Source organism: Halocatena pleomorpha (assembly GCF_003862495.1).
GTDB lineage: Archaea > Halobacteriota > Halobacteria > Halobacteriales > Haloarculaceae > Halocatena > Halocatena pleomorpha.
Window position 1 is genome coordinate 53,439 of sequence record NZ_RRCH01000024.1, and the last position, 23,059, is coordinate 76,497.

At 50.3% G+C, this 23,059-nt stretch carries 14 protein-coding genes and 4 pseudogenes; 8 read left to right on the top strand and 10 right to left on the bottom strand.

All coding sequences use genetic code 11. The features are described from left to right. Positions 1-247: 247 nt before the first annotated feature. Positions 248-346, top strand: a pseudogene (locus EIK79_RS19435) (IS1595 family transposase); the annotation flags it as partial. A 690-nt stretch (positions 347-1,036) separates the two neighbouring features. Here EIK79_RS19435 and EIK79_RS11555 read toward each other — a convergent pair. The 3 genes from EIK79_RS11555 to EIK79_RS11565 all read right to left on the bottom strand — a co-directional run bounded on the left by EIK79_RS11555 (position 1,037) and on the right by EIK79_RS11565 (position 4,193). Beyond that, entirely contained in the window at positions 1,037-1,942 is a 906-nt protein-coding gene (locus tag EIK79_RS11555) for a hypothetical protein (protein WP_124955274.1), read from the bottom strand. Between the two features lie 365 nt (positions 1,943-2,307). Next, positions 2,308-2,448, bottom strand: a complete 141-nt coding sequence (locus tag EIK79_RS18780; RefSeq protein WP_233738119.1) for a hypothetical protein — start codon at positions 2,446-2,448, stop codon at positions 2,308-2,310. 872 nt (positions 2,449-3,320) lie between these two features. Beyond that, positions 3,321-4,193, bottom strand: coding sequence for a helix-turn-helix transcriptional regulator (locus EIK79_RS11565; RefSeq protein WP_124955275.1), 873 nt, complete (start codon positions 4,191-4,193; stop codon positions 3,321-3,323). Between the two features lie 304 nt (positions 4,194-4,497). Between EIK79_RS11565 and EIK79_RS19295 the strand changes: the two genes are divergently transcribed. Next, positions 4,498-4,641: an HNH endonuclease gene (locus EIK79_RS19295; protein ID WP_124955289.1), complete on the top strand. Its 144-nt coding sequence runs from the start codon at positions 4,498-4,500 to the stop codon at positions 4,639-4,641. 540 nt (positions 4,642-5,181) lie between these two features. Here EIK79_RS19295 and EIK79_RS19375 read toward each other — a convergent pair. Next, positions 5,182-5,388, bottom strand: a pseudogene (locus EIK79_RS19375) (hypothetical protein); the annotation flags it as partial. Between EIK79_RS19375 and EIK79_RS11580 the strand changes: the two are divergent. From EIK79_RS11580 to EIK79_RS11595, 4 genes and pseudogenes are all read left to right on the top strand, one after another. Further along, on the top strand, positions 5,305-6,189 hold the full coding sequence (locus EIK79_RS11580) for a restriction endonuclease (RefSeq protein WP_394337782.1): 885 nt from the start codon (positions 5,305-5,307) through the stop codon (positions 6,187-6,189). The pseudogene EIK79_RS19375 and the gene EIK79_RS11580 sit on opposite strands and share 84 nt — an antisense overlap. Before the next feature lie 750 nt (positions 6,190-6,939). Next, positions 6,940-7,050, top strand: a pseudogene (locus tag EIK79_RS11585) (IS1595 family transposase); the annotation flags it as partial. 168 nt (positions 7,051-7,218) lie between these two features. Beyond that, positions 7,219-8,433 (top strand): AAA family ATPase, encoded by a 1,215-nt coding sequence (locus EIK79_RS11590; RefSeq protein ID WP_221621739.1) that lies wholly within the window; start codon positions 7,219-7,221, stop codon positions 8,431-8,433. Continuing rightward, positions 8,430-10,316 carry a 5-methylcytosine restriction system specificity protein McrC gene (locus EIK79_RS11595; protein WP_124955278.1) on the top strand — a complete coding sequence of 629 codons (1,887 nt, stop codon included), beginning with the start codon at positions 8,430-8,432 and terminating at the stop codon, positions 10,314-10,316. The genes EIK79_RS11590 and EIK79_RS11595 overlap by 4 nt, the downstream gene beginning before the upstream one ends. Positions 10,317-10,687: 371 nt before the next feature. On the opposite strand, the gene EIK79_RS18475 is transcribed toward EIK79_RS11595, so the two are convergent. From EIK79_RS18475 to metG, 6 genes and pseudogenes are all read right to left on the bottom strand, one after another. Beyond that, positions 10,688-11,344 carry a restriction endonuclease gene (locus EIK79_RS18475; RefSeq protein ID WP_124955279.1) on the bottom strand — a complete coding sequence of 219 codons (657 nt, stop codon included), beginning with the start codon at positions 11,342-11,344 and terminating at the stop codon, positions 10,688-10,690. Further along, entirely contained in the window at positions 11,341-13,371 is a 2,031-nt protein-coding gene (locus EIK79_RS11605; RefSeq protein ID WP_124955280.1) for a hypothetical protein, read from the bottom strand. The genes EIK79_RS18475 and EIK79_RS11605 overlap by 4 nt, the downstream gene beginning before the upstream one ends. A 57-nt stretch (positions 13,372-13,428) precedes the next feature. Beyond that, on the bottom strand, positions 13,429-15,216 hold the full coding sequence (locus EIK79_RS11610) for a DEAD/DEAH box helicase (protein WP_124955281.1): 1,788 nt from the start codon (positions 15,214-15,216) through the stop codon (positions 13,429-13,431). A gap of 853 nt (positions 15,217-16,069) precedes the next feature. After that, the gene (locus tag EIK79_RS11615; protein ID WP_124955282.1) at positions 16,070-17,467 is read right to left on the bottom strand and encodes a Cdc6/Cdc18 family protein; all 1,398 of its coding nucleotides are present in this window, start codon (positions 17,465-17,467) and stop codon (positions 16,070-16,072) included. 798 nt (positions 17,468-18,265) lie between these two features. Beyond that, a pseudogene (locus EIK79_RS11620) lies at positions 18,266-18,447 on the bottom strand (IS6 family transposase); the annotation flags it as partial. A 457-nt stretch (positions 18,448-18,904) separates the two neighbouring features. Further along, positions 18,905-20,977 carry a methionine--tRNA ligase gene (gene metG, locus EIK79_RS11625; RefSeq protein ID WP_124955283.1) on the bottom strand — a complete coding sequence of 691 codons (2,073 nt, stop codon included), beginning with the start codon at positions 20,975-20,977 and terminating at the stop codon, positions 18,905-18,907. A 701-nt stretch (positions 20,978-21,678) separates the two neighbouring features. Here metG and EIK79_RS11630 point away from each other — a divergent pair. Together EIK79_RS11630 and EIK79_RS11635 are read left to right on the top strand one after the other, a co-directional pair. After that, positions 21,679-21,915 (top strand): hypothetical protein, encoded by a 237-nt coding sequence (locus EIK79_RS11630; protein ID WP_124955284.1) that lies wholly within the window; start codon positions 21,679-21,681, stop codon positions 21,913-21,915. 238 nt (positions 21,916-22,153) lie between these two features. After that, positions 22,154-23,059: HNH endonuclease (locus EIK79_RS11635; RefSeq protein WP_221621740.1), on the top strand; the 906-nt coding region annotated here is incomplete at its 3' end.

Consider the following 23,059-nt stretch of genomic DNA (forward strand, 5'->3'; position numbering starts at 1 on the left):
CGAATGACCCCATTCGATGTGTTTGGGCCGGAATTGGTCGCAGCGGATCTGCTGGAACAGGCTTGCTGGCATGACAGTGTTTTCTGCAGCTATGGACTATTTTAACTAGAGATTAGCTAGGTAGATTTATTATACACACTCCCTACAAAACTTAAAATATCAAGATAGATTTTCAGATCAATTGTGAATAGAATCAATATAAATAATTTCTGTTTTAACTATTCTACATTAGAATTATAACTACGTATTCGATGATAAGATTGGTGCGATCTTCGCTCATTCGAAGATCATGCTTCGCAAGTGGTTGTTCTCAATCTATGCGTTCCTCCGGTTCGACACAGTATTCCAGAACTTCGGAGAGAAATCGAAGTCATGTACGAAAACGATGTACTGAGTGTCGATTGTCTCATTAGGGCGCTTGATACACCTTTCCTCAATCTCGTATATTCCCCTGAATTGATGAAATGTACGTCTTGCTATATTAAAAGGTCCCAAGCGCGATGCCCGTCGCGCTTGCATGGGATCTCTACGTGTTGACGTAGCTCAAGCGGGGATAAACCTCCTTCTTCATCCACGTTAATAGGAGGAATATGAAATCGATATATCGTCCTCGTGAAATCCGCTGACAATCGCCGGTGCGACTCCTTCTCATTGATCACGAAGGGGAGTCGCTGACCGTATATACTGATGGATTTATAGCATACGACCTAATTGGTAACGTCAAGGAATTTTATGTGAGTATGCCGTTCAGGACGACGGCGAATACGTCAATGGAGACGTTCACGTCAGACCTGAGAGAACCCCAGGTCGCTATTGTGATCGTGGCTTTTTCCGCATTGAGGCATCTCGAAGAATAAATTCACATAGATCTCCAAGTGTCCCAAAACCTTCACGAATTGTTCCGCAAACCTGGTCAAGAGCACCAAACATGCTGTCAAAATGATGTTCTGAAATCAACATTTTCTAATCAAAATTGTATATTAAAAATGTTGATATATTATATAATATATTAAGGCAGTTATAACAGCAATAAGATCTAAGTTAAAATTTCTCTCGCACCGCAGCCTGTTGCACAGGCCCCTACAACTCCACCCCCACAGGCCAAGCAAGATCCACAGGAGACGGGGTTTGGAGCGGCCACACATGTTCCACACGCAGCGTTCCAGCATGCCCACCCGATCGTGGTAGATAAGCCTGCGACGCAGGTTGCAAAGCACTCTACAGGACCCTGTGCCAACACTTGAGCCTTCTCTAAATCGCCCCCTTCATTCATATCAATTATAATCAAAGCTTCCTTACCAGAATCAATCGTTCCTGAGACGTACAGATGGGTTGATCCTGATGTGAGATCAGTATAGGCACTTGCCTGGGAAGTATTTAGGTCAGAAACGCCATTCTTCGTGAGCTTGTTCTTTTTATTCCCACGGTCTAGCATTTTAACCGCTTTTCTGGTCACATCCTCTCCACGTTGAATATGTTCAGTTCGAAGTCCGTCATCGTCTACGGTTGCCCGATAAGTTGTTCCAGATCCTGTTGTAACTGTTGCTGTACGATCGAGACCTTCATTGTTAGTCACGTAGTTGAATGTAGAGTCACCATCTTGGGAATGAACAACTACTTCCCTAAATATATGAGACTCTTCATCAGCATCCACTCTTATTTCATATATTGTGGGATCGTTCCAGTTGAAGGAGTCGACAGGAGCATCTTCTAACACGATATTCGCGACTCTCTGGTTGAGGCTGCTTCTAATACTACTTGTAGACTTTCGATCCGTTACTTCCTGCCGTTCGATATCTATACCAGCGTCAGCTGCTAGTGCGGGAACACTGAAACTGATCCCAGCAGTCCCAGCAGCCGCTGTCACACCAATGCTTTTGAGAACTTCCCTTCGATTAATGTCAGACAAGCTTCCTTCTTGCTTTGCATTATTTTGTTCCACATTCAGAGTTGTGTTTTTTGCGTATTAATAGTATCTTACAGTCAATAAGTGTGGTGTGCTAAATGGGTCCGAATCACTCAGTGAGCGACCCATACACTGAACTCAGATTAACTTCTGTTAGTCCAGGCACCGTCTAGTCAAAGTGGGAGCAGGTCTTGGGGTTGGTGTCCCTGGAACGTCAAAACCTACTCACTACGGTTTTAGAGCCAGCTTCAGTTGAGTGTTGAGACGATGAGTCCCCCGAACGCTCTCAGAGCGTTCGGGATGCGGCTCCACTCGATAGGGTTGTCACTTCGGGAAACAGCCGCTGTCCTGGAAGTATTCGGCATTTAGTGGTCTCATCCAGCGATCTGGCAGTGGGTGTATCAGCTCGCCAACAGCGTACCCGACTCGCCGTCGGCTGCGCCGACGCGGGTCGCAGTTGACGAAACCGCTGTCCAAGTCGGCATTGAGTGGTACTGGCTGTATGCGGCCATTGATTTCGATTCGAAGCTGTTACTTGGCATTCAACTGTCGCCGCGGCGGGGTCATTCCCCGCCGCGGTATTCCTCTCTGAGTAAAAGTGCGTCATGGTCTCTCCAAAACGGAGTTTCTCGTTAATGGATTCGGCTATTTAACCGCGTTAGCAAGGTGCGACTTGAGGGGTGATCTTGAGTACACCGACCGCAACAAGATCGAAAAATAGTTCCAAACACTGTAAATGTGAATTAAACGTATCCATAATGCACTGATGTCGGACAGATGGCTCAGTAATACATAATCCAGGCGTTCCTTCCAGCTATTTTCTTGGCGACGAAAGCTGACTCCGACTTAAATCAGTTCGTCATTTCTGAATCTCTCCTATATGGCGTGAAATAAAGTGACTCTCTCCAGAGGCTCGGCTCACGGCTGTCCCGCCGGAAAGACGCTTAGAGAGCGATATCCCAACTGGTCGGCTATAAGCCCTGCTGGATGTGCTCGTGTGTTGGCAAGCCTGCGAATCTTCATTGAAGCATGTCCACAACGTGGTAGCCTGATTCGTGTCGATCAGGAGTCGGTCGAATCGTGCTGTCGATTGTATGATGTGCTTATGTTAGCCTGCCAAGGGTGCAACATGACACTGTTCGAAATCAAATGGATGGGGGAATTACTATTTGTTGAATTAAACAATTAACTAGACGGCACTGTCTAGATAAGCGATTTCGAACGAGTTAGTGTAGCTCTCTGGGGAATGCTTTGAGGTCAGACGAAGATCCCCGATTGAACGGCTGATCGTCTCTCTGGTTCACCAGTCGTCGAATCAGTTCTCGGCTCCTTTCCACGCTCATCCCAACTCCTCAAACCTCCGGAATCAGCCGATCCGGCTTAACTAGACAGTGCCAACTAGACCAATCTTCGTCTATCGAGGTATAATCTCTTCCTCACTCAGTTTCTCATATTTATCGGCTGTGTTCCTTAGTGTGTTATACTGTTGTTTAGTCCACTCTATCACTTGTTGCTGCCCGGTGTTCGCTTCCAGCAATGAGTGGACTCTCATGTCACGATCATAGACTGCGATGACAGCGATATCATCAAGGAGTGCTATCCCGAATCGTGGAACGTCATCTGCAACGAGCAACTGTACGGATTCAGCCTGTAGAGCCGTTTCGAGTGATGAAGTATAATCAGACTGTATCGTTTCAAAGACATCCTGTGATCCAATGATCTCGATCTCATGGTCGTCAGAAATCGGATGTTCAAACGTCTCAACGTAGATCGGATTAAATACCGGCGTAAAGGCACGAATGGTTTCCGCTTCTCTGACCAGTGTAAGAGATCGCTGCATCGGTGCATACGGGTTCTGAGCGTCACAGTATGTTATATTACAGTCACAAAGTGTCTGCATCTGTATCGGGAGTTCTTTAGGGAACAGCGCGAGGAAGTCGCCAAGAGAATCTGCAGTTTGAAAATCAGCTAGCGTCGCACGGAGACTCTGGATCACAATCTGGCCCGCAGGTAGCACATGATAGACGTTCTCTGTTGGGATGGTCTCGATCCAGTTTTTCTTTTCCAACCCACGGAGATTCTTCCGGAGTGTTGTCCGATGAATATCGAGTTGTTTTTTGAGATCATCTTGACTATGGGGCGACGCACAGATCAATTCGAGAATTCGAAACCGATTATGCGATCGTGCAAGGTAGTTAATCTCGGCTAGCGTTGTACTGTGGATCGTCGTATCACTCTTGTTGCTATCAGCTTGAAGAGTATTATTGGAAAAATCTAACGAATCCATCTATCTATAGATATGAAACTATACTATATAATAATTTCTTTTTATTTATTATATGATATTGTGAATTAAATGTGTTGGATTCTATTCTGCTAGCTCTCAATAGTACAGATTTGGCAGACACCGTCTAGTCAAAGTGTGAGCAGGTCTTGGGGTTAGTATCCATGTAATTCCAAAACCTACTTACCACGGTTTTAGAGCCAGCTTCAATTGAGTGTTAGGCGACAAGAGCACCCGAGCGCTCGGGGGCGCCTCCATTCGATGGGATTGTTGCTTCGAAAAACACCCGACGTGTTAGGATTGTGGAATCGAAGCCGGCGAGGGGAACGTGCTGGACGTCCATCACGCGACGCCCCTCTCCGATGGTGGCTCGAATCGACTCTGGAACTTAGAGCTGCTCTGTGTGAACTGTCACAACGCTCGCCATAACCACGACATCACTGACGGGTGAGACAGGCACGATTCTACACTCGGCGTGTGGCGATGGCTTCGTACGAGTCAAGCGTTAGGTCGGGCGCATCATCGATGGTCGACGCGACAGTTCGCTGACCAGTGTCGTCCTTCTGCAGCCAGCGTTTGCGGACGATAATCTCCGTGTCGGCTCCTTCAAGCTGTTCTTGTTCTCCGTACGGCTGGTTGGTGACATCAGTATCCTCAAACTCGCCATGGATCTTTTCGATCGGGTATTGCCCCGTTCCGACGATCGGGGGATTGGCCCGATGCCCAACTTCGTCAGCGCCTCTATCGTCTCTTGGAACTCCCGGTAGCGGTTCCGACCATCGCCGATAAATAACGCCACCTCGTCGAGGCCGATCAGTAATTCCGTCTTCGTATCGGAGGTGCTCAGGTCGTCTTGTGCCTCTTCGATCCGGACAACGAGTTCGTCCGGATCAAACTCGTCGGGAGTAACCTCTGCGATAGCCGTGTCAATGGAGCGTTTCACATCTTCAGAGGAGCCAAACAGCGAGTCATCGAGCATCGGAACGGCTTCGTAGAGCCAGTAATTTGCGCCGGAATGCATGTTCTCCGAACGGCCAAGCAGCCGCGCGAAGAAGTCGTGCATGAAGTTCTCGGCTTCGTCGGTAACGTGGTAGGTGTCGATAGACTCCAGTCGATGATCACGTCCGTCATCCTGGCGATCGATACGTATTCCCAACACAATGACCGACACATCGCCCAAAGCGCTGGGCAGGTATATCGATTTGCAGTCGAGATGGAGGAGGGCCATCTGGTGTTGAGCTACGACAAAACGGAACGGGAGTATCTCGTTGGGCAAGTCACGAGTGATTACGAGTGGGAGCCCGGCGACCATCCACCAGGCTATCCCCACGTCAGGCGTGTCGACTGGAAGGACTCCGTCTCTCGGGATGCGTTTACTACGGCAACGAAGAACACGCTCGGAAGCACGTTGACAGTGTTTTCGCTTGACGACCGCCTTGACGAAATCGAGGCTGTTTTAGCGGGGAATATCCCCGATGAAAGTGACGAGGAGGAGGAGGAGAGTGTCCCGTTCGTCGACGAGGTTGCAAACCAAGCAGATGAACTCATCTCCGACATGTTAGCGAACATGGACCCATTCGTCTTTGAAGGACTGGTTGCAGCAGTCCTACGAGCGATGGGGTATCATGCAACGAAAACTCGGGACCGGCAGGATCGAGGAATTGACGTCATTGCACATCCTAACGCGTTGGGATTCGAAGAACCCTACATCAAGGTTCAGGTTAAGCGCCAGCAGTCGACAGTCGGATCGCCGGAGATGCGAGCGTTTACGGGAACCCTTGGAAATGGCGAACGAGGATTATTCGTTTCGACTGGTGGATATACGAAGAATGCACGGGATGCGGCACGCACTGCTGAACAGCGGGTGACGCTCATCGACCGGGATGCGTTCATTGATCTCCTGATTCAACACTACGACGAACTCGAAGCCGAGTATCAGGCCACCGTCCCGCTGAAGCGGATCTATATTCCGTCGCAGGATCCGCCACTCACGGAGTAACAATAGCGATTAGTTGAGGTGGAATTGACGAAAGCTGATGGTTCTCTCGTATCGAACGGGATAATCCCTTCTCAACCGTTGTCAGCACTCGAATGACACCAACATTCATCGCTATAACCTCGTACTCATCCGATTGATCCAGTGCCGGATTGCAGATACGATACCCGAGTCATCGGTGGTCGTCGTTGGTCCTCGATCGATCGCTTCTAGATGTCTCAACTCGATCGTATCCGGACCTGAAAGAAGATGTGACTCACAGAGGTTGCCCCAAAAGAAGGCGTCCGCATCAGTGTAACGCTGGACGCAAACAGCGCCACGATGATAACCGCCATCGCGGGTGCGGAAGTCGTCAAAGCTGATCCCGTGATTATCGACGCAAGGGTGCTTGTTCCTATCATGGTCAGAACCTTATTTACCGGGTCGGGTCCTCTGGAGCTGTCATATGCGGCATACGCCTCTGAGGAATTGAACCTCAGCTCTGCCACTTGACCCTGTGACCATTTAACGACTTCCGGTACTTTTGTCTAAACGACTGAACATCATAATACCTCCGAGTGCTATTCTTCCCTCATCATTTATTCCGTATTATTCTAGATAAATTAAGATGCAATAAAAATATATCAGCATACTTGACACCCGAATATTATTCAATAGCCGATATCCTTGAGTGAGTTATTGCTATTACAAAATTTAAGTCGTTCTTGCCGAATATGGTGAAACAGTCGTATAGGAACTACAGAATCCGGTCGTATGCTATTGGTTATGTTCCAACGGACGGCTTTCGGCGGGATGCTACAGGAGGTTGTTGAATGGCAGGCAATAGTGTTCCGGCCCGAGCCGCTTGACGCCATCGCCAAGCGGTCTTCACGGTTAATGAGTTCTGCAAAATCGAAAACAAAAGATATCGTGATGTGTGGTATCACACAATAATTTCCCAGAGACTTATACCAGTGAAGACGATAAATAGCTATAATGAGTCGCAAGGAGTCGCCGTCCGGATATTTGCTTGAAGATGTTAAACAGTTAAATATGGAAATCACACGAAACAAGGAACAAGCCGAGCGCGTTATTCGAGAAGCAGCCGACCCCGACGTCATTCGTTATCTTCTCAACGAACTTGATGACAAGTTTGGCGATGATCCTGTCGACATCCTCCACGACGAAGAACGTGGTATCGGCTCCATTCGGGAAGCCATCCTACGCTCTGGACTTATCTCACATGATCTGAAGCGTGATATCGTCACCCGCGATGACGATCCACGAGATCTCACCGTTGCCGTTCCAAACTCAATCTGGAAGAATGCGCTTGGCGCACTCGCCGTCGGCAAACCAGTCGTCCTCTACGGACCGACAGGAACCGGGAAGACAACATTAGCGAAGCAGTTGGCGATGGACACCGCAGTCGGATACAATATCGAAACCGCCGCTCCATCGTGGACCGATCAGGACATCATCGGACGTATTGCACCGGACCACTCCAATGACACCGTTGAATACGTCAAAGAACCGGGCTGTGTCTCTAGCGCCGTTCTCAAAGCTCAATCGTTCGATGAGAACTGGGGACTCATTATCGACGAACTAACACGAGCCGACATCTCTCGAATCTTCGGTCCCCTCTACACTGCAATCGAAAACCGTTCTCAGACACTGTTCGAGACCGAAGATAATACAATCACGCTTGACCCGCGTGTGAAAATCATCTGTACGATGAACGTGTCGGACCGTACAGTCAACGAACTTGATGACGCGATCACCCGACGGTTTGCGATGATCAAGGTCGGTGGCTATGACAAAGATGAGCGAGATATCCTCTTCCGAAAGTGGGTTGGTAATACAATCGACTGCCCCACTATCGACACGTCACGATTGGTTGACCTCTTCCATGCTGACTATGAAGGTCTTAACTACGGACAGGACACCGGGGAGGGGATCCACGAGTTCGGTCCCATGCACTACCGTGACGTGGTTGACTTCCTTGGAACAGTGACCACAACCGATCGTGATTCGTCCAGCGAACCAGGTGTCGGCGTCTACAGCGACCAGCCAGCGCGCGCTGTCGGTGAAGCGTTTAAGATCTATATCCTGCCACGGCTCCTCAACGATGCGACGTTCCCGCAGATTGAGCAGCTGCCAAATCACTACCAACGTTTACAAGAGGTGTTCGAGGTTTTCGATCTCGCGCCCGCGATTGATCTGGCCGAACAGCGGTATCAAAGCGAAGAACAGCGACTGAGTGGGCGATGAGTACTCGTCTGGGTGACGGTCGAAACGTTGAGGGGGCACTTGAGCCGCGTATCCAGGTTGAAGAGAAGAGCAAGGAGACGGTTGATCAGTATCCGCCAGATATTGTGGAACAGCTGAAACGGGCAGCGTTCATCGAGGGTGAGGCCGCGAACACTTACATCAAGCGCATCCACACCTCGAACAACACGCCCGAGCCGAAAGTGGTCACGGTTGAGGTTCGGGATGACTCTCTTGTTATCGATGTCGAAGACATCGTCGGTATCGTCAACCTCACCCCTACTGCCACGCTCCAGATCGATCCGAAAATCGGGTGGAGTGATATTCTCGATATGTTTCTCGATGTCGGTGAGCAGCGTCGCGCCCTCGAATATCAGGGAATTCCCATCCGCGAATTTCTAGCTGACGATATCGGGATTGAGGACGTATTTATCGTTGTTGCGGTCAACTATCTGAACAGCGTCGACGAAATCTTCCGTCACGGTTTTATCCGCTCCTTTGAGCGTCGACGCGTATCTGCGCTTGATGCGCGAGGCCGTATTGATATCAGGAACAGCTTGAGAAATTTCCGGGTTCCGAATGGAATCCAAAAACATGAATTCATACAGAAAATCGTCAGGTACAGCATCCCGGTAAACGATCTCATCTACAAGGCTGGCCTGGAACTCCAACGCCTTTTCTACCTGTATGCTGGTGGGAGCGGCAATTCCCATTATACCCGGATATTCTCCCGCCTTGAACGCGCTATACAACGACTCGAACAACGAGGCGTCACAGGCGAGAGCATCCGTCTAGCTGACGTCCCCGATATTACGATCGGCGACATTCCCCGTCAGCGTTACTACTACACGCAAGCCGTAGAAATCTCGAAGTCTATTCTCTCCTCGTCTGTCGGTCAGCCTCTTGATCAGGGTCGTGAGGAACTACTCATGGAGTACATCCTGGGGATGGAATCGCTGTTTGAAGAGTATAGTGCACTCGTTCTGGAAGAAGAACTGAACAAGCTGAAGCAAAACCCGATGATACGTGGGTTGGATGGGCTGACCGTCGAAAAGAAATTCTACCGGTTGTTCGAAGACGACGATGTCACCTTCTCCAGCCAGCCTGACCATGTGATCACATCGGACGAAGGGACGGTTGCAATCCTCGACAGCAAATACTATGGGAGGAACACGAATCCCCTCAAAGACAACTGGTCGCGTTCACGGCTACTCTCATACGGCTTCCATCTCGAAACTGACACTCTCGGGATGATCGCACCGCTTGCGGAGCCGGATTTGTACAGCTTTGCAGGGCGAAGCGGTGAGGTAGCTCTCATCAGCCCGGAAGGTGATGAGTTCTCGACTGAGGGATTGCGACAGGCAGTCCGGGATTATCTGCGTGACCATATCGGTGAGCAGCATGAGATAGATGTATTCACAGACTTGCAGAATCGTCAGATTTGCCATCCCGAGGTAGATGTGTCGATGGTCGAAGACATATTTGACAACCCTCAAACATCTGCGCTTGCGGATGGATTCGATGAGCCCCAGTTACAGGCAGAACGTATTGTTGATAAAGCACGGGAGATCCTCCAGTATATCGTCAAAGATGCACGGTTGTCCGACGAAATGAATCCCAGAAACGCAAAAGGGTGGATTGGAGCAAGTAGACGTTTCAAGCCGTATCTTCGTCGAGAGGCGGAAGGATATGATATCGTTGTCCCCTTCTTTCTTCCAGCCAGTGACGAAGAAGCACAGCAGCTCGCAAGCGATGAGAAGTTACTGAAAGACCGACCAGAACTCAAAGAAGCGACTGAATTTATCAAACTCCACTGCCTCACAATCGACGAAGATGGTCGTATCGCTGACCACAGATCTCCCTCACCGTTTGGACTGAAGTGGTAGGTATACAACACCACTATTATTCTTGAAGTGCGAAAAGCTATGAGAATCGCGTGGCTACCACCGCATCAACCGAGCTATGCACTGACTCCAAAGGCATGAGCATCAACTCTCGTGATCCACCCTACTTGTCTTCATACCATCCTGTTTTGAGAGGGACAGTCACCGTGTCCCTATATCTTATTATTCTTGAAATAAACATCATGTTCACCATCGTCTTGATGCTATGGCGTTCTGTGAGTTAGCACCAGTCGTCTCACTCATCTGCTTGCGTTCGGCACGAGATTACCGGATCCACAACCTATCAGCACTTGATTGATCCAGAGGGCTCGACTCACGATGCCACGTAAATGGTGTATTCATCGTTGAGCCTACTAGACACTATCGAGAAGTTCGCCCATCGCTTCTGCATCGAGTTCAGCCTGTGATAACCATTGTTCTAGATCTGTGCGGTTGTAGAGCGTAACATTCGAATTTTCGGCGGCCTCTTTTGCGCCTTCAGTATACCGAGATGTTGTAACGACTGCAGGGATATCGATTGCAAATTCTGATTGTCGAACGACCGATCCCGTATGAATCTCCTGCACAGCACTGTTTCCAACTGGATTATTGATGTTGTATGCCTTCGCTTGGATCCCAACAGTGGTGGCTTCACGAACCCACACAACGTCGACCCCTTGGTCCCCGGAACCTTCTGTAACTGTGGCATCACCCTCCACTCGGCGGAGAATCTCAGCAAGAATATGCTCAAATTCATAGCCAGACACCAACTCGAGGTCGTTGAGATCCACGTATCGGGGGGCTCGCGACGTTTCGGAGAATGAAACGCTCTGATACTCAGCTAGTCGCTCGCGCTCACGTCGAAGTATTTTGAGAACCCTGTCCTGCGGGATCTCCCGCTCCCAGACCTGTTCAAGTAACTGCGACGCTTGGACATGTTCGGGAATATCATGGCTTTCTGCTTTTTCAATAAACTCAGCGAGCGAATCAGCGTCTTCCGCCCATGTCTGAACGTCTGTGTGTCTACTCATTTGTACGCCCCCATGAGCTGTTTCAGCATCCCCGCACTATATCGATCAACTTCTTGTTCTGCTTGCACATCATATATGACGACCTTGTTACGTCCCAGCAATTTCTTGCCAAGGATCACCATATACGCATCATTACTACCGGCCTCCACGGAGCGGAAGTCCGATGCGATCTCAGTCGGTATCTGGGTTTGGGCAACGTCACCGAGTGATCGGCATGCTGTGCACTGACCGTCGTTCAACACGGGTATACTGTATATAATCTCGCAGGTGTCACACGTGTCATGGTGATTCTGACACAGATGTCCAGTGCCGAGTGGTCTAGAGACACGGTGGTTGGAGCACACGGTCTCTTCACCGACCGAACACTGGGTTGCATGAGTTTGACAGAACGTTTTCTCCTCACTGTCTTGTCCCTCAGCACATGTCACGCAGACTTCGGTATGTTCTTCACAGAGGGTCTCACCACACATGGTGCAGATAGCACTGTGGTCGGAACAAATCAGGTCATCACAGGCTGAACACCGCTCAATATCTGTTTCACATCGAGGTGATTCACAAACGCTACATCGCCGTGTATGCACATCACAGTGGTGATCATCACAGTCTGAGCAGTGCGTGAGATGAGAATCACAATGGAACGTCCCGCCTGTAGCGCACTCTTCACCACAGAGATGACAGGTTATTGATTCACAACTGTCGCAGAATTCGCTGTGATCAGCGCAGACTGCTGTTCCACATGAGGCACACGTCTGTAGACACTCCTGACACACATCCTCCCAACAGACCACACACGGTGTACAGTGTTCAGTTCCATCACAGTCCTCACAGTACGTCAGCCCGCAACTCCGGCAACTTGTAGCACACGGATCGCCGATCAAGTGTCCATTTGTACACAGCTTTGGAAGAACCCCTTCAGTTAGATCTTGCGAACAGACGCTACAATCCAAGCCTCGGAAGGCATCTGTAGCTGGGAGGTAGGAGAGTTCAACGGTCGCAGCAGTATGGTTGGAGCTGAGTTCCAATGCCAGGATTCCCCGAACGTACGCTACCTCTGTCACACCTATGAGTGATACATCAACATCAATCTCGTTCCTATCGATAACCTTATCAATTTCTGTCCTCTCTTCGGCATTCAGTTCTTCTTTCTTTTCTTCTATCTTTCTCTGCAGTTGGGTCAATTCCTGCTCTGCCTCTCTTCGGTTTGTGATGTATTTGCGGCGGGTGCTGTCCTTACGGGCTTTACGACGCTTGTTCTCCCATTTGTGGATCTCTTGGCGCTGTTCCGTTAGTTGCTGATCGAGTTCGCTTCGACGCTGATCATACCAATCTGTAATTTCCTGAATCCGTTCACTGGCGCTATCATCTGCTTCCTCTTTCAACTCAGAGATAATTGGGCGAGACCGATCGATCACAGTTTGCTGGGCTTCTTCGAAGGCCTGTTGTACCTGTGTGTCCGAAACGTTGCGGGGTGGATGCTCGTTATTTTGTTGAAGAAGCTGTGGGAGATGAGATACAAGCCGTTTCGTTAATTCTGGCAGTCTCGCCTGTGTTACTGGATCAACAGTTACGGAAAACATCTCTTCATTGTGGAACGACGAGGGGGTTTCGAATTGTGCCCGAAAATGAAATGCCAGAGCAACGTCGGATGTGCGTTCGCTGAAGTCAGTAATCTCCACCGTCAGATCTGACTCCTGAAGCACGGTGGGCGGATTTACTTGGAGAGTGTCCTCTGTTAATCGAAGTCGACCGATACTCCCCGGTTGCTGTACAAGATTTAGTAGGGTAGAGAATACTGTTGTTCCCGGCTGGACAAGAAGGTCACCGGATCCCAGTTCACGATCAGCAGCATCAAATACCAACGTTCCGTGGTCACGATCAAGTCGTCGCGAGAGTTCGCCTGGGAAAGTGACCTCCCACTTAGCACTATTTGACCGATCGATCTCGGCTCCGTATTCCTCCAGGACAGATTTGGTGAAGCGCTTGATGTTAACGCTGTTTAGAATGGAGGTGTCAACTTCAGATTCCATGGTGACCTATACAGTAGAGCTGTCTATGATATGCCGTGTTACTATTCTGAGTCGGATTCATGCTTGGCCTTCTCCAGTCTCGAAGCCCTCAAAGACTTCCTCATTGAACCGCTGTGCTTTCTTTGCAGATCTCATATCTCCTTCCAGATCAACAGACATCTCCTCAAAATTGTTCTCTAATTCCCGTTCAGAATCCGCCTCTATCATCTGTTGGAGCACCTCCTGTTCGAACTGGCCGGTCGACTGCTCTCGCTCCGAAAGAATTTCCTTCAGTCCACCGACGGTCTGATGGAAGACATCGATCTTCCCATACAACTTCTCAAGGACATAGTCTTCAATCGTTCCTTCCAGCGCTAGATTGTATACGTAAACGTCGCGGTCTTGACCGATCCTGTCGATTCGACCGATGCGCTGTTCGACGCTCATCGGATTCCACGGGAGGTCATAGTTCACGATTACATTACAAAACTGGATGTTTCTTCCCTCACTAATTGAGTCGGTGGTGACGAGGACCCCGCCCCGCTCTCTGAAATGCTGGATTTGTTGGTCTTTGTCCGCGCTCGAAAGCGATCCGCTGACCGTATGAATCGGGATCTCGTCTTGTCGATCGTCGGCCCGTAGTGCGTCCACGATCGCATCTTGGGTGGCGTGGAATTGCGTGAAGACGATCGCCCGGCCAGTCTCCATCCGTTCATTGACGCCTTCAATGATATTCAGGAGCTTTTCCTGCTTTGTCGTTCGGCCGATTGCTCTCGCCTGTTTTGCGACTTTGAGAAGTTCTTCACGCTCTTGCCCAACAACATCACGCCCGTCACCGTTGAGCCATTTCTCGACGGTACTGAGGACAGCCCACGGTGAACTCACCACTTCTTTTTGGAGCATTAACATGACGAGGTGTCGTCCATCCTGCATCGAATAATGGCTCTTAACGTACTCTGTGACGGCTTCGTACAGCTTTTGCTCTTGAGTATTTGGCTCGAATGTTTTTGTCCTAACCTGTCGGTCAGTGAAGTCGATCGCGGTGTCTCCACGTTTGTGACGGATCATTACTGACCGAAGTTGCCGATTCAGCTCATCAGCGTTTAGTACTCCACTATCATCGTGATCAGGGACATAGCGCCGTTCAAATTCAGATTCCGTTCCAAAGAGCCCTGGACGGATAAGATTGATAATATTGTATAGATCCGTGACGTCGTTTTGAACAGGTGTGGCTGTCGCAAAGAAGGCGTATTGATAGTCGATATCTGCGACGAAGTCGTATCGATTAGTCCCGCTGTTCCGTAGATAATGGGCTTCGTCGACAATTAGGGCGTCCCAGTCACGTGCGTAGATTTCCTCGGCATATCGATCTCGTTTGGCCGTATCAATACTGGCAATGATTTTGTCGTAGGCATCGAAGCCAGCAAAGGTATCATCATAATTGCAGGCAAAGTCCAGACCGAACTTGTCGGCCATCTCCTTCTGCCATTGGGTAGCTAGCTGTGCCGGAGTCAGGATTAAGAACGTATCATGGGCATCCCGAAAGACCATCTCTTTGAGGACCATTCCCACTTCGATCGTCTTTCCAAGTCCGACCTCATCAGCAAACAACGCTTTTCCGTCCATCTGAAAGAGCGCCCGATGCGCCGCATCCAACTGATGCTCTAATAGTTGGATCGTATCCGTTATCTCTTCGATGGATTGGAGTTCTTGTTGGCTTTGGGCGATCGACAGCCGGTTTGCTTCGATATTGAGGAGATGTTGGGATAGATCCGACCCTTCCCTGGTTGTAATTTCATCAAGCAGAGGCGGGGAATCTTCCAACTCGAAATGAACATCAACAAGTGATTCATCCTCTGTCGACATTTGAGTACGGATTTAACCCAGTAATTAGGTATATGCTTTTGGGTTCCACATGGGTAGCACCATGTTGATACCACAGTCTATAGCTGCAGAGGAGATCAATGAGTATGTCCAAAACGGAGGATAGCCATTCGCTTCGAATGGCTTACGAGATAGTATGGTTGTGATCGTTGGTAGTAGTAGCTGATGGTGGGGTGTGTTGAGTGTCGGATCATCCCTAACAGGCATTTATCATATTTCCATGATGTACCAACAACTATGTATGGGATCCTTACGAGCGATCCAGCGCTAGTTCGAGAAGACACCGGCAGTGTCACGTACTGCAGTGCCGAGGAAGGAAGTGGTCGCCGTCGCGATCCGATTGAGGGGGTAATCAACTCCGTTGTGTGCTGGGGAGATACGGCAGCTGTTCGGGATGATCCCTCTCGGGACACACTCTCTGCAGACGGTACCTGTGCATGTCCAGAGGCCGACGGGCATCGCTATCATTGGGAGGTGCCTCCGTGTACGCTATAGCCGACAACCAACATTCATTCACTTGCTCGGCTGAACAGGATGTTTCTCGGCTATCCAGAACACGATATCAAGCAGTATTTTTTGACTGAACTGCCTACACTGAGTCAAAAGATCTCTTCGCAAGAAAGTTTTCGCCTCCCATATAATATATGTACTTCAGCGGAACGAGAAACGGCGTCGACGACAATACCGGCGTCTGCTCTCTGGTTGCTGCTTCAAGCTCAACCGAATCGAGATCATCTTGAGTACTGACTGAGAGAACTGAGAAAGAGCCCTGTGACCTGTCGCGACAAGTGGTTATCCGGGTCGTCCGTCGCACGACAGTTTACGAACGAGCCGGTTAGGCGAAGCGTTTCAGCGAGGCTTTGGAGATGGCTCTGAACCGAGTATCCTCCACCACAATATCAAGTATCACTTCAGGATTGTGGAGTAATCGATGAGAATTATGGCGGCCGCCGCCTTTTCCCATATTTACCTCTTTAGTTTCGATGACCTGACTGAGCTGCATCTCATCGAGAATATCCCGGAACCGCCGTATCCCGATCGTGTCCATATCTACTGCGTTAGTGATCTGCTGGTACGCATCGTAGAGTTCGCCTGTGATGATGTAATCGTCGCGCGAGTAGAGTGACTTAGCTGCGATCGAGAGACATGCCGCTTTCATCTGCGTCGGGGTTCCCTGAAGGAAGTCGCGGAATCGATCCTTCTCAAGTGTGTCTTGAGATCGTCGCACGTGGTGTTCCTCGACTACGCCCGATCCTTCACGATCAGCAAGCTCTCCTGCTGTCCTGAACAATCGCATTGCCTTTCGTGCGTCTCCGTGCTCCTGGGCAGAGAACGCCGCGACGAGTGGAATAACGTCATCTGTGAGAACCCCATCGCGGAACGCGTCCTCCCGCCCTCGAAGAATATCTTGGATTTGAGTCGCGTTGTATGGGTCGAAGTTGAGTTCTACGGCTTGGAAGGCACTTTTGGTTCGAGGGTTCAGCTCGTCGAAATAGTTGATCTGATTGCTTATTGCGATGATACCAATTTGGCATGACGTATCATTCGACTCGACGGCCTTCGCGAGACTCATCAGAACGTGGTCACTTCTGAGAAGGTCGACTTCGTCAAGGATGATGATAACTGAATCGTAGTGAGCAAGGATCTGCCAGAGCCGCTTATAGAACTTGTCTGTCGGAAGCCCAGTATCGGGCATCTTCACGATGTCTTCAGCTTCGTCATAGATACTTTCGTCGTTCAGCTGTTGCCCAATTGTCGAGATGACTTGGACTTCGGTTGAGGACTTTGAGCAGTCAAGATACGTATGACCCATTCGGACATCATCGACTGACGCATTGACAGCTCGACGGGTGATGTATCGGGAAACGAGCGATTTTCCCGTTCCTGTCTTACCGGTAATTGAGATGTGGTTTGGTGCGCCACCATAGACTGCATCGTTCAGACAGCTACTGATAGTTGAGATGTAATCATCTCGTCCGACAATTCGATTGCCATCGGGTACCCAACCGACGCGGACCATCTCCTTATTCCGGAAAATCCCCGTCCGTTGGGAGAAGAGTGGGTCGTCAACCTCGAATTGCTGGCCATTCTCGTCGCTTGATTGTGATTTTTCGGTCTCATCCAGACTCCCCTTCGGTTCCGACGTTTGACCACGAAATTGTGTGTTTTGACCGTCTGAAGCACGAAAATCCTGATCTCGACTTTCATCGGAAGTCGAGGTGCCGTCTGACATAACGATATCGACGAAACCTGATTACTTAAAAGTATTCCCACCACGACTTCCGACGTAAATCTACTACGAACGACGGTCCACTGAGGATAACACCTTAATTTCTGAACAGTTACGGTTCCAACACACCCACCCCTTCGGTTCCGTCGTTACTGATGGACGGGGCCCTCCACTGGAAAGATAGGACGACACACGGTTCTAAGGAGAACGCTGTTCTAGACAGTATTTAGCTGTGTTATCTAGTTGGTAGGTTTCATCTAGAATATAGAGATCGCTTTGCTTCTTTTCTCTAGAGTTTTGTCCTGCGGAGTTGTTACAACGCCACCGTAATAAAGACATGGGTATACTGACGTAATTCTAATAACTTCTTATTGTGATACAGAATACGGACGACTAACAGTACTCCCAGTACAATTACACTAATTTCCTCCCTTCTTAGTCGCTAACGTCGGAACTGGTGGAGTGTGCTTAGTCGTCGTGATCTTAAGATAGGTGACCCACACATCTAACGACGGAACCGAAGGGGTGGGGGCCAGACACCGAGCAGGGACGGATTACTTCCTCGGCTCCAATGCTCGCCCCTACCCTTTGAACGCTAAATTCCTCGCTATCGACGGAGCTGATAGGGTACTCCCTCCTCGTTACCATCGGAGGTCGTAGGGTAGTTCATCTGTCTCACCCAACGCCGGAACTGGTGGGGTGTCCCTTCTATGGAAACGCCGTAGGAAGAGCCCCCCGACTGATGACTACAGCGACCACCTGAACGGCATCCTCCCGATAGAATTGCTATGATGGGATTGTCTAGATAACCTCCTGAACCAGTGTTCGTCCATCAAGCGCTTGATGCGGTCATTGAAATTGTAGTAATGAACGAACAGCGCAAGCCACTGGCGGACGCTCAGCCGACTCCCCACCCACGAATTGTGAAAGCGGTTGCTGCGCATTGTGCGGGTGTAAAACTACTTCTCGATCAGGTTTCGATCGATACCGGGATTTCGATGCCCATCCTTCTTCTAGATCTGCTTTGATGCCGAGGCCGTGCTAGGAGTTGCCGTGGGCAACTACGGAACATCAACTCTGTAGCATGAAACGCCGCGATTCCTGTGTATTAATCTGATCAACCAGTTGCCGTCTTATGATCTGCCCCCAATCTAGTAGTACGTTTTTACCATGGGTGTTATCAAAAAATATTTACAGAGATTTATTAGTTATTGTAGTTTACAACATTGAACTAGTATCTAGTAGAGATTCAATATATAAATATCAGAGTTGCAATTATAGTACTAAGAGAAAGAAGACTAAGTGTCCTGAATGTGGCGGAACAATACAGAAAACATCTAATACATAGAATAGAAACTGTGCGGTTAATGTACGGGCACCAGTCACCGTATTTTTGATAATAGAATAGAATTTAGTAATCTTTTCCAGATAGTACTGAGATTAACGGATCTTTGTTCCAGGCTGGGTGTCTTCAGTTGTGGTAAGGAGATCAACCTGTTCGCCCGCCGCGAGCAACATCCCATTGGATTCATGGTCCATAATTGTGGCCGGTTCGAGGTTGGCGACAATCACGACCTGAGTGCCAGGGAGTGCTTCTATGTCGTGGCTTTGTTTGATCCCGGCCACGATCTGGCGTGTCTCGTGTCCAATATCGACCATCAACTTCACTAGGTGGTCCGATTCGGCAATCGGATCGGCAGATTGTACTTCTCCGGTTCTGAGGTCGATAGTCTCGAACGTCTCCATACTCACGCGTTCGTCTGTAAGCGGTTCGACCTCGGCTAGTTCGTTTCCGTTAGCTTCAGAGGAAACAGCAGCGTCGCCACTGATTTCTCGAACCCGTTTGTCGAGTTTGGCATTCAACTGCTCGACTCGCTCGTCTTCGAGTGTCTCGAAGAGTTCCGTGGGGGCGTCGAACTCCTGGGAGGGAGGATCAAGCGCTGCCTGCACCGTCTGATCGTGAACCGATCCATCCTCGTTCAGTTGCTTCCAGAGCGCTTGGCTTTTCTCGGGTGCGACGGGTTCGAGGAGTACCGCGATCGCTTTGACGAGCTGCACACAGTCGCGGATGACTTTGGCCGCGCGCTCTGGGTCGGAGTCAGTCAACGCCCACGGCTCATTGTTCTGAATGTACTCGTTGCCAAAGCGCGCTAGTGTCACCGCTATCGTGCCGATCTCCCGCACAGTGTACTCGTTGACGGCCGTGTTGAACGCCACGATAGCGTCTTCAATCCGAGCCGTTACTGTTTTGGAAGGATCGGCCTCGGGTGTGCCGCCGAAGTTTCGGTGGGCAAACAGCAGCGAGCGATAGAGGAAGTTCCCCAGAGTCCCCACGAGATCGTTGTTCACCTTCTCGCTGAACTTCTCCCACGAGAAGTCCACGTCCTGCTGGAACCCCCCCGTCGTCATGAGGTAGTAGCGAAGGAGATCCGGATGGAACCCTTCATCGAGATACTCACGGGCCCAGATTGCCCGGCCACGGGACTTCGAGAACCCCTTGCCGTGGAGCGTCATGAAGCCACTCGCTAGCACTGCACGCGGCTCGTTGTAGTCCGTTGCGTGGAGTACTGAGGGCCAGAAAACGGTGTGGTGTTGGATGATGTCGCGACCGATGATGTGAATAATCTCACCGTCGTCCTTCCACGCTGACTTCCAGTCATACTCAGTAGCCCCAGCGCGTTCTGTATACTGCTTAGTCGCCGAGATGTATTCGATGTGAGCATCAACCCACACGTATAGAACGAGCCTATCCTGACCGTCTGGCAACTCTCCAGGGTAGTCGACGCCCCAATCGATATCCCGGGTGATACACCAATCTTCCAGTTCACCGAAAATCCATTCACGGGGTTGGTGCTTCGCGTTGTCGGTACCTTCGAGCCGCTCGATAAGTGCCTGGAGGTACTCCTGCAGATCAGACAGTCGGAAGAACTTGTGTGTCTGTTCGCGGTACTCCGCTTCGTTGCCCGTGATCGTGGAGACCGGATTTTCAATCTCACCGGGTTCAAGGTGCCGGCCACACCCCTCATCACACTCATCACCGCGAGCTTTGCTGCCACAGTAGGGACATGTGCCCTCGACGTATCGATCGGGGAGCGTTTGATCTGCCTCTGGATCGTACGCAACCGTTGCCTCTCGTTCGTCGATGTAGCCCCGCTCTTCGAGCGTCTGCACGATTTGCGTGGTAATTTCGATGTTCGTCGGTTGGCGCGTATGGCCGTATTCGTCGAATTCGACGTTGAATTCCGGAAACAGTGCTTTGTGCTCACGATAATAGTCGAGTGCGAGGGTTTCCGGGTCCTCATCGTTTTGCTTTGCATCCACTGCGACGGGCGTTCCGTGCATGTCCGAGCCACAGACGAAGGCAGTCTGCTGACCGAGCGTTTCGAGCGCGCGGGCGTACACGTCACCACCGACGTAGGTCCGGAAGTGACCGATATGGAGATCACCATTCGCATACGGCAGCCCGCACGTTACGACAGCCGGTTCGTCAGTTGGGTATGTATCATGTGTCATGAGTGGGTGGCTATCAGTCAGTAGTGAGGGAAACCGACGCTGCACCGATATCCCCTCGTCCTGTAAGTAGGTACATAGATGTATTCCATCCCTGTAAAACATCCGAGATTGTCCGACAATACGGCACAAATCATCCTATTGATCGCTGGAGGGGAGGTGGTAAGTTGGTAACTACATTGATGACAGTACGATCATACTCTCTATTATTATCAACTTTATGAATTATGAATATTAGTATCTCATCGAACACGCTGCGGACTTCGATTGGATGACGACCCACGAGCAGACGATCGAACTACTCAACAGACATCGACAGCTGGGCAAAGGCGATCTAAGCCAGTCCTCGATCAACATGCTTTGGTACTACTTGGAGATAGGTGTGAATCGACTGTTTACTCAACGCTACTGAAGATCTTCTCACACCGACTGCCCGCGACGGTGATGTTCCAGCGTACGACGCGACCGATGCCGCATGGGCAGCCATTCGATACGTTTGCTGATGAACTCGCGCTGTGAACGATGCGTCGGCTCCACGAGGCCACTGATGGCTGATACGCGCATCCAGTCCGTCGTAAACAGGCTGTGGTCAATCTTGTCTTTCGGCTTGAGGACGAATACCGCCGGGGTCGTCGCAGTGACGCAGCCAATTCTACTCTACTTCACCACCAAATGTATATAGATAGAATAAAAATACTTGGGTAATGGTTGGTATCGAAATATCAGGAGAACTCGCTCTTCTTATTGGTCTCCTTGGTGCTGTTTGGATCTATTATGACGGTCAGAGTCACAACATGCAAACAGCCGATATGTGGGCTGTTGGGTTCTTTCTAGGCATGTTTATTCCACCTATCATCGGTGCAGTAATCGTCATGATATTGTACCTCCAAAAACGGAATCGTCGTGGGCGGGGGAAGGTCAATCAATTTGACCACTACTAACCACTATGGCTTCATACTGTGGTAGACGAACGTGACCTATCTATTCTCGTTCTGAGACTGCGCAACTATGAATTTCTCGGCGTCTGAAGCCACGATTGAGTGGCTTGTCGACGTGACCTGTCAGATCGATCCAGTGAGGCCGTCCAAGCCTCGGTCGATTCTGCTTCATCTGGTTCGTGTTCAGTGGACCTGCTGTCACAGAGCAACGTTTATACCGTAGATCTGTCACTGTGTGTCCATGCCGTCGAATCGGCTCCGCAGTATCGTCCCGATGTTCGGGGGTGGGACCCAGTATGTGGAGACGTTGGATGCAATTCTTACGTTCATTGAGGCCTATCACCCATCGACAGACGCACTCGTTGACTGGCATCGCGAGCGGTTTCGGAACGTCTCGAGTCGGGATTCGATCATGCGACGGGTGAACTATCTGCAACAGGTCGGCTTTCTTCATCAGGAAAATGACCGCTGGGAGCTGAGCCAAACCGGCCGTGAATACGTCTCTGATGGTGATATGGCGACGTTGCTCCGGATCATGTGTACTCGGAACGTGGGGCTTCGGAGTCTCCTGTATGCGTTGTCTGCTGGCCCGATGACGCTCAGTGAGGTGAGTGCACAGCAGTTAGACACCCATCCAGCAGTAGGATGGAGTCGGGAACGGACGGACATGGCGAAACAGCGGGTGAATTGGTTGCGGAGCATGGGTCTCGTCGCGCAACGAACCGACGAGTATGTGTTGACGGATGAGGGTCGACAGTTTGTCGAGGATGCTGTTGTGGACTGGGCTGACACAGACGAATCACCACCACCGAACGCCGAACTGCGCGCTGGCACGTACGAAACGACAGTGCATGCCCGTACGGTTGATCCCGAGTTCCGAGCGACAGTGCTCGCCCGATACGACCAAACGTGCCCGCTCTCCGGGGTTGATCAGCCAGGGCTGCTGGACGTAGCACATGTGTTGTCGTGGCGTGACTATCCAGAACATAGAGCGGATCTGGCGAACGTGTTGGCACTCAGTAAGACCCATCACGCTGCCTTCGATCGAGGCCTGTTCACGATCGACCGTGACTACCGGCTCCACGTGAATCCGTCATTCGAGACGGAGAGCGATCTGTTGCAACGAACGATTATCGAACGAGCTGGT

Excerpts from the sequence above, each read along its gene's own strand:
- EIK79_RS18780 (WP_233738119.1), bottom strand. The coding sequence starts at position 2,448 with ATGCCAAGTAACAGCTTCGAATCGAAATCAATGGCCGCATACAGCCAG.
- EIK79_RS11580 (WP_394337782.1), top strand. The coding sequence starts at position 5,305 with ATGATCACGTCCGTCATCCTGGCGATCGATACGTATTCCCAACACAAT.
- EIK79_RS11605 (WP_124955280.1), bottom strand. The coding sequence starts at position 13,371 with ATGGAATCTGAAGTTGACACCTCCATTCTAAACAGCGTTAACATCAAG.
- EIK79_RS11565 (WP_124955275.1), bottom strand. The coding sequence starts at position 4,193 with ATGGATTCGTTAGATTTTTCCAATAATACTCTTCAAGCTGATAGCAAC.
- EIK79_RS11590 (WP_221621739.1), top strand. The coding sequence starts at position 7,219 with ATGGAAATCACACGAAACAAGGAACAAGCCGAGCGCGTTATTCGAGAA.
- EIK79_RS11595 (WP_124955278.1), top strand. The coding sequence starts at position 8,430 with ATGAGTACTCGTCTGGGTGACGGTCGAAACGTTGAGGGGGCACTTGAG.
- EIK79_RS11615 (WP_124955282.1), bottom strand. The coding sequence starts at position 17,467 with ATGTCAGACGGCACCTCGACTTCCGATGAAAGTCGAGATCAGGATTTT.
- metG (WP_124955283.1), bottom strand. The coding sequence starts at position 20,977 with ATGACACATGATACATACCCAACTGACGAACCGGCTGTCGTAACGTGC.
- EIK79_RS11630 (WP_124955284.1), top strand. The coding sequence starts at position 21,679 with ATGGTTGGTATCGAAATATCAGGAGAACTCGCTCTTCTTATTGGTCTC.
- EIK79_RS11610 (WP_124955281.1), bottom strand. The coding sequence starts at position 15,216 with ATGTCGACAGAGGATGAATCACTTGTTGATGTTCATTTCGAGTTGGAA.
- EIK79_RS18475 (WP_124955279.1), bottom strand. The coding sequence starts at position 11,344 with ATGAGTAGACACACAGACGTTCAGACATGGGCGGAAGACGCTGATTCG.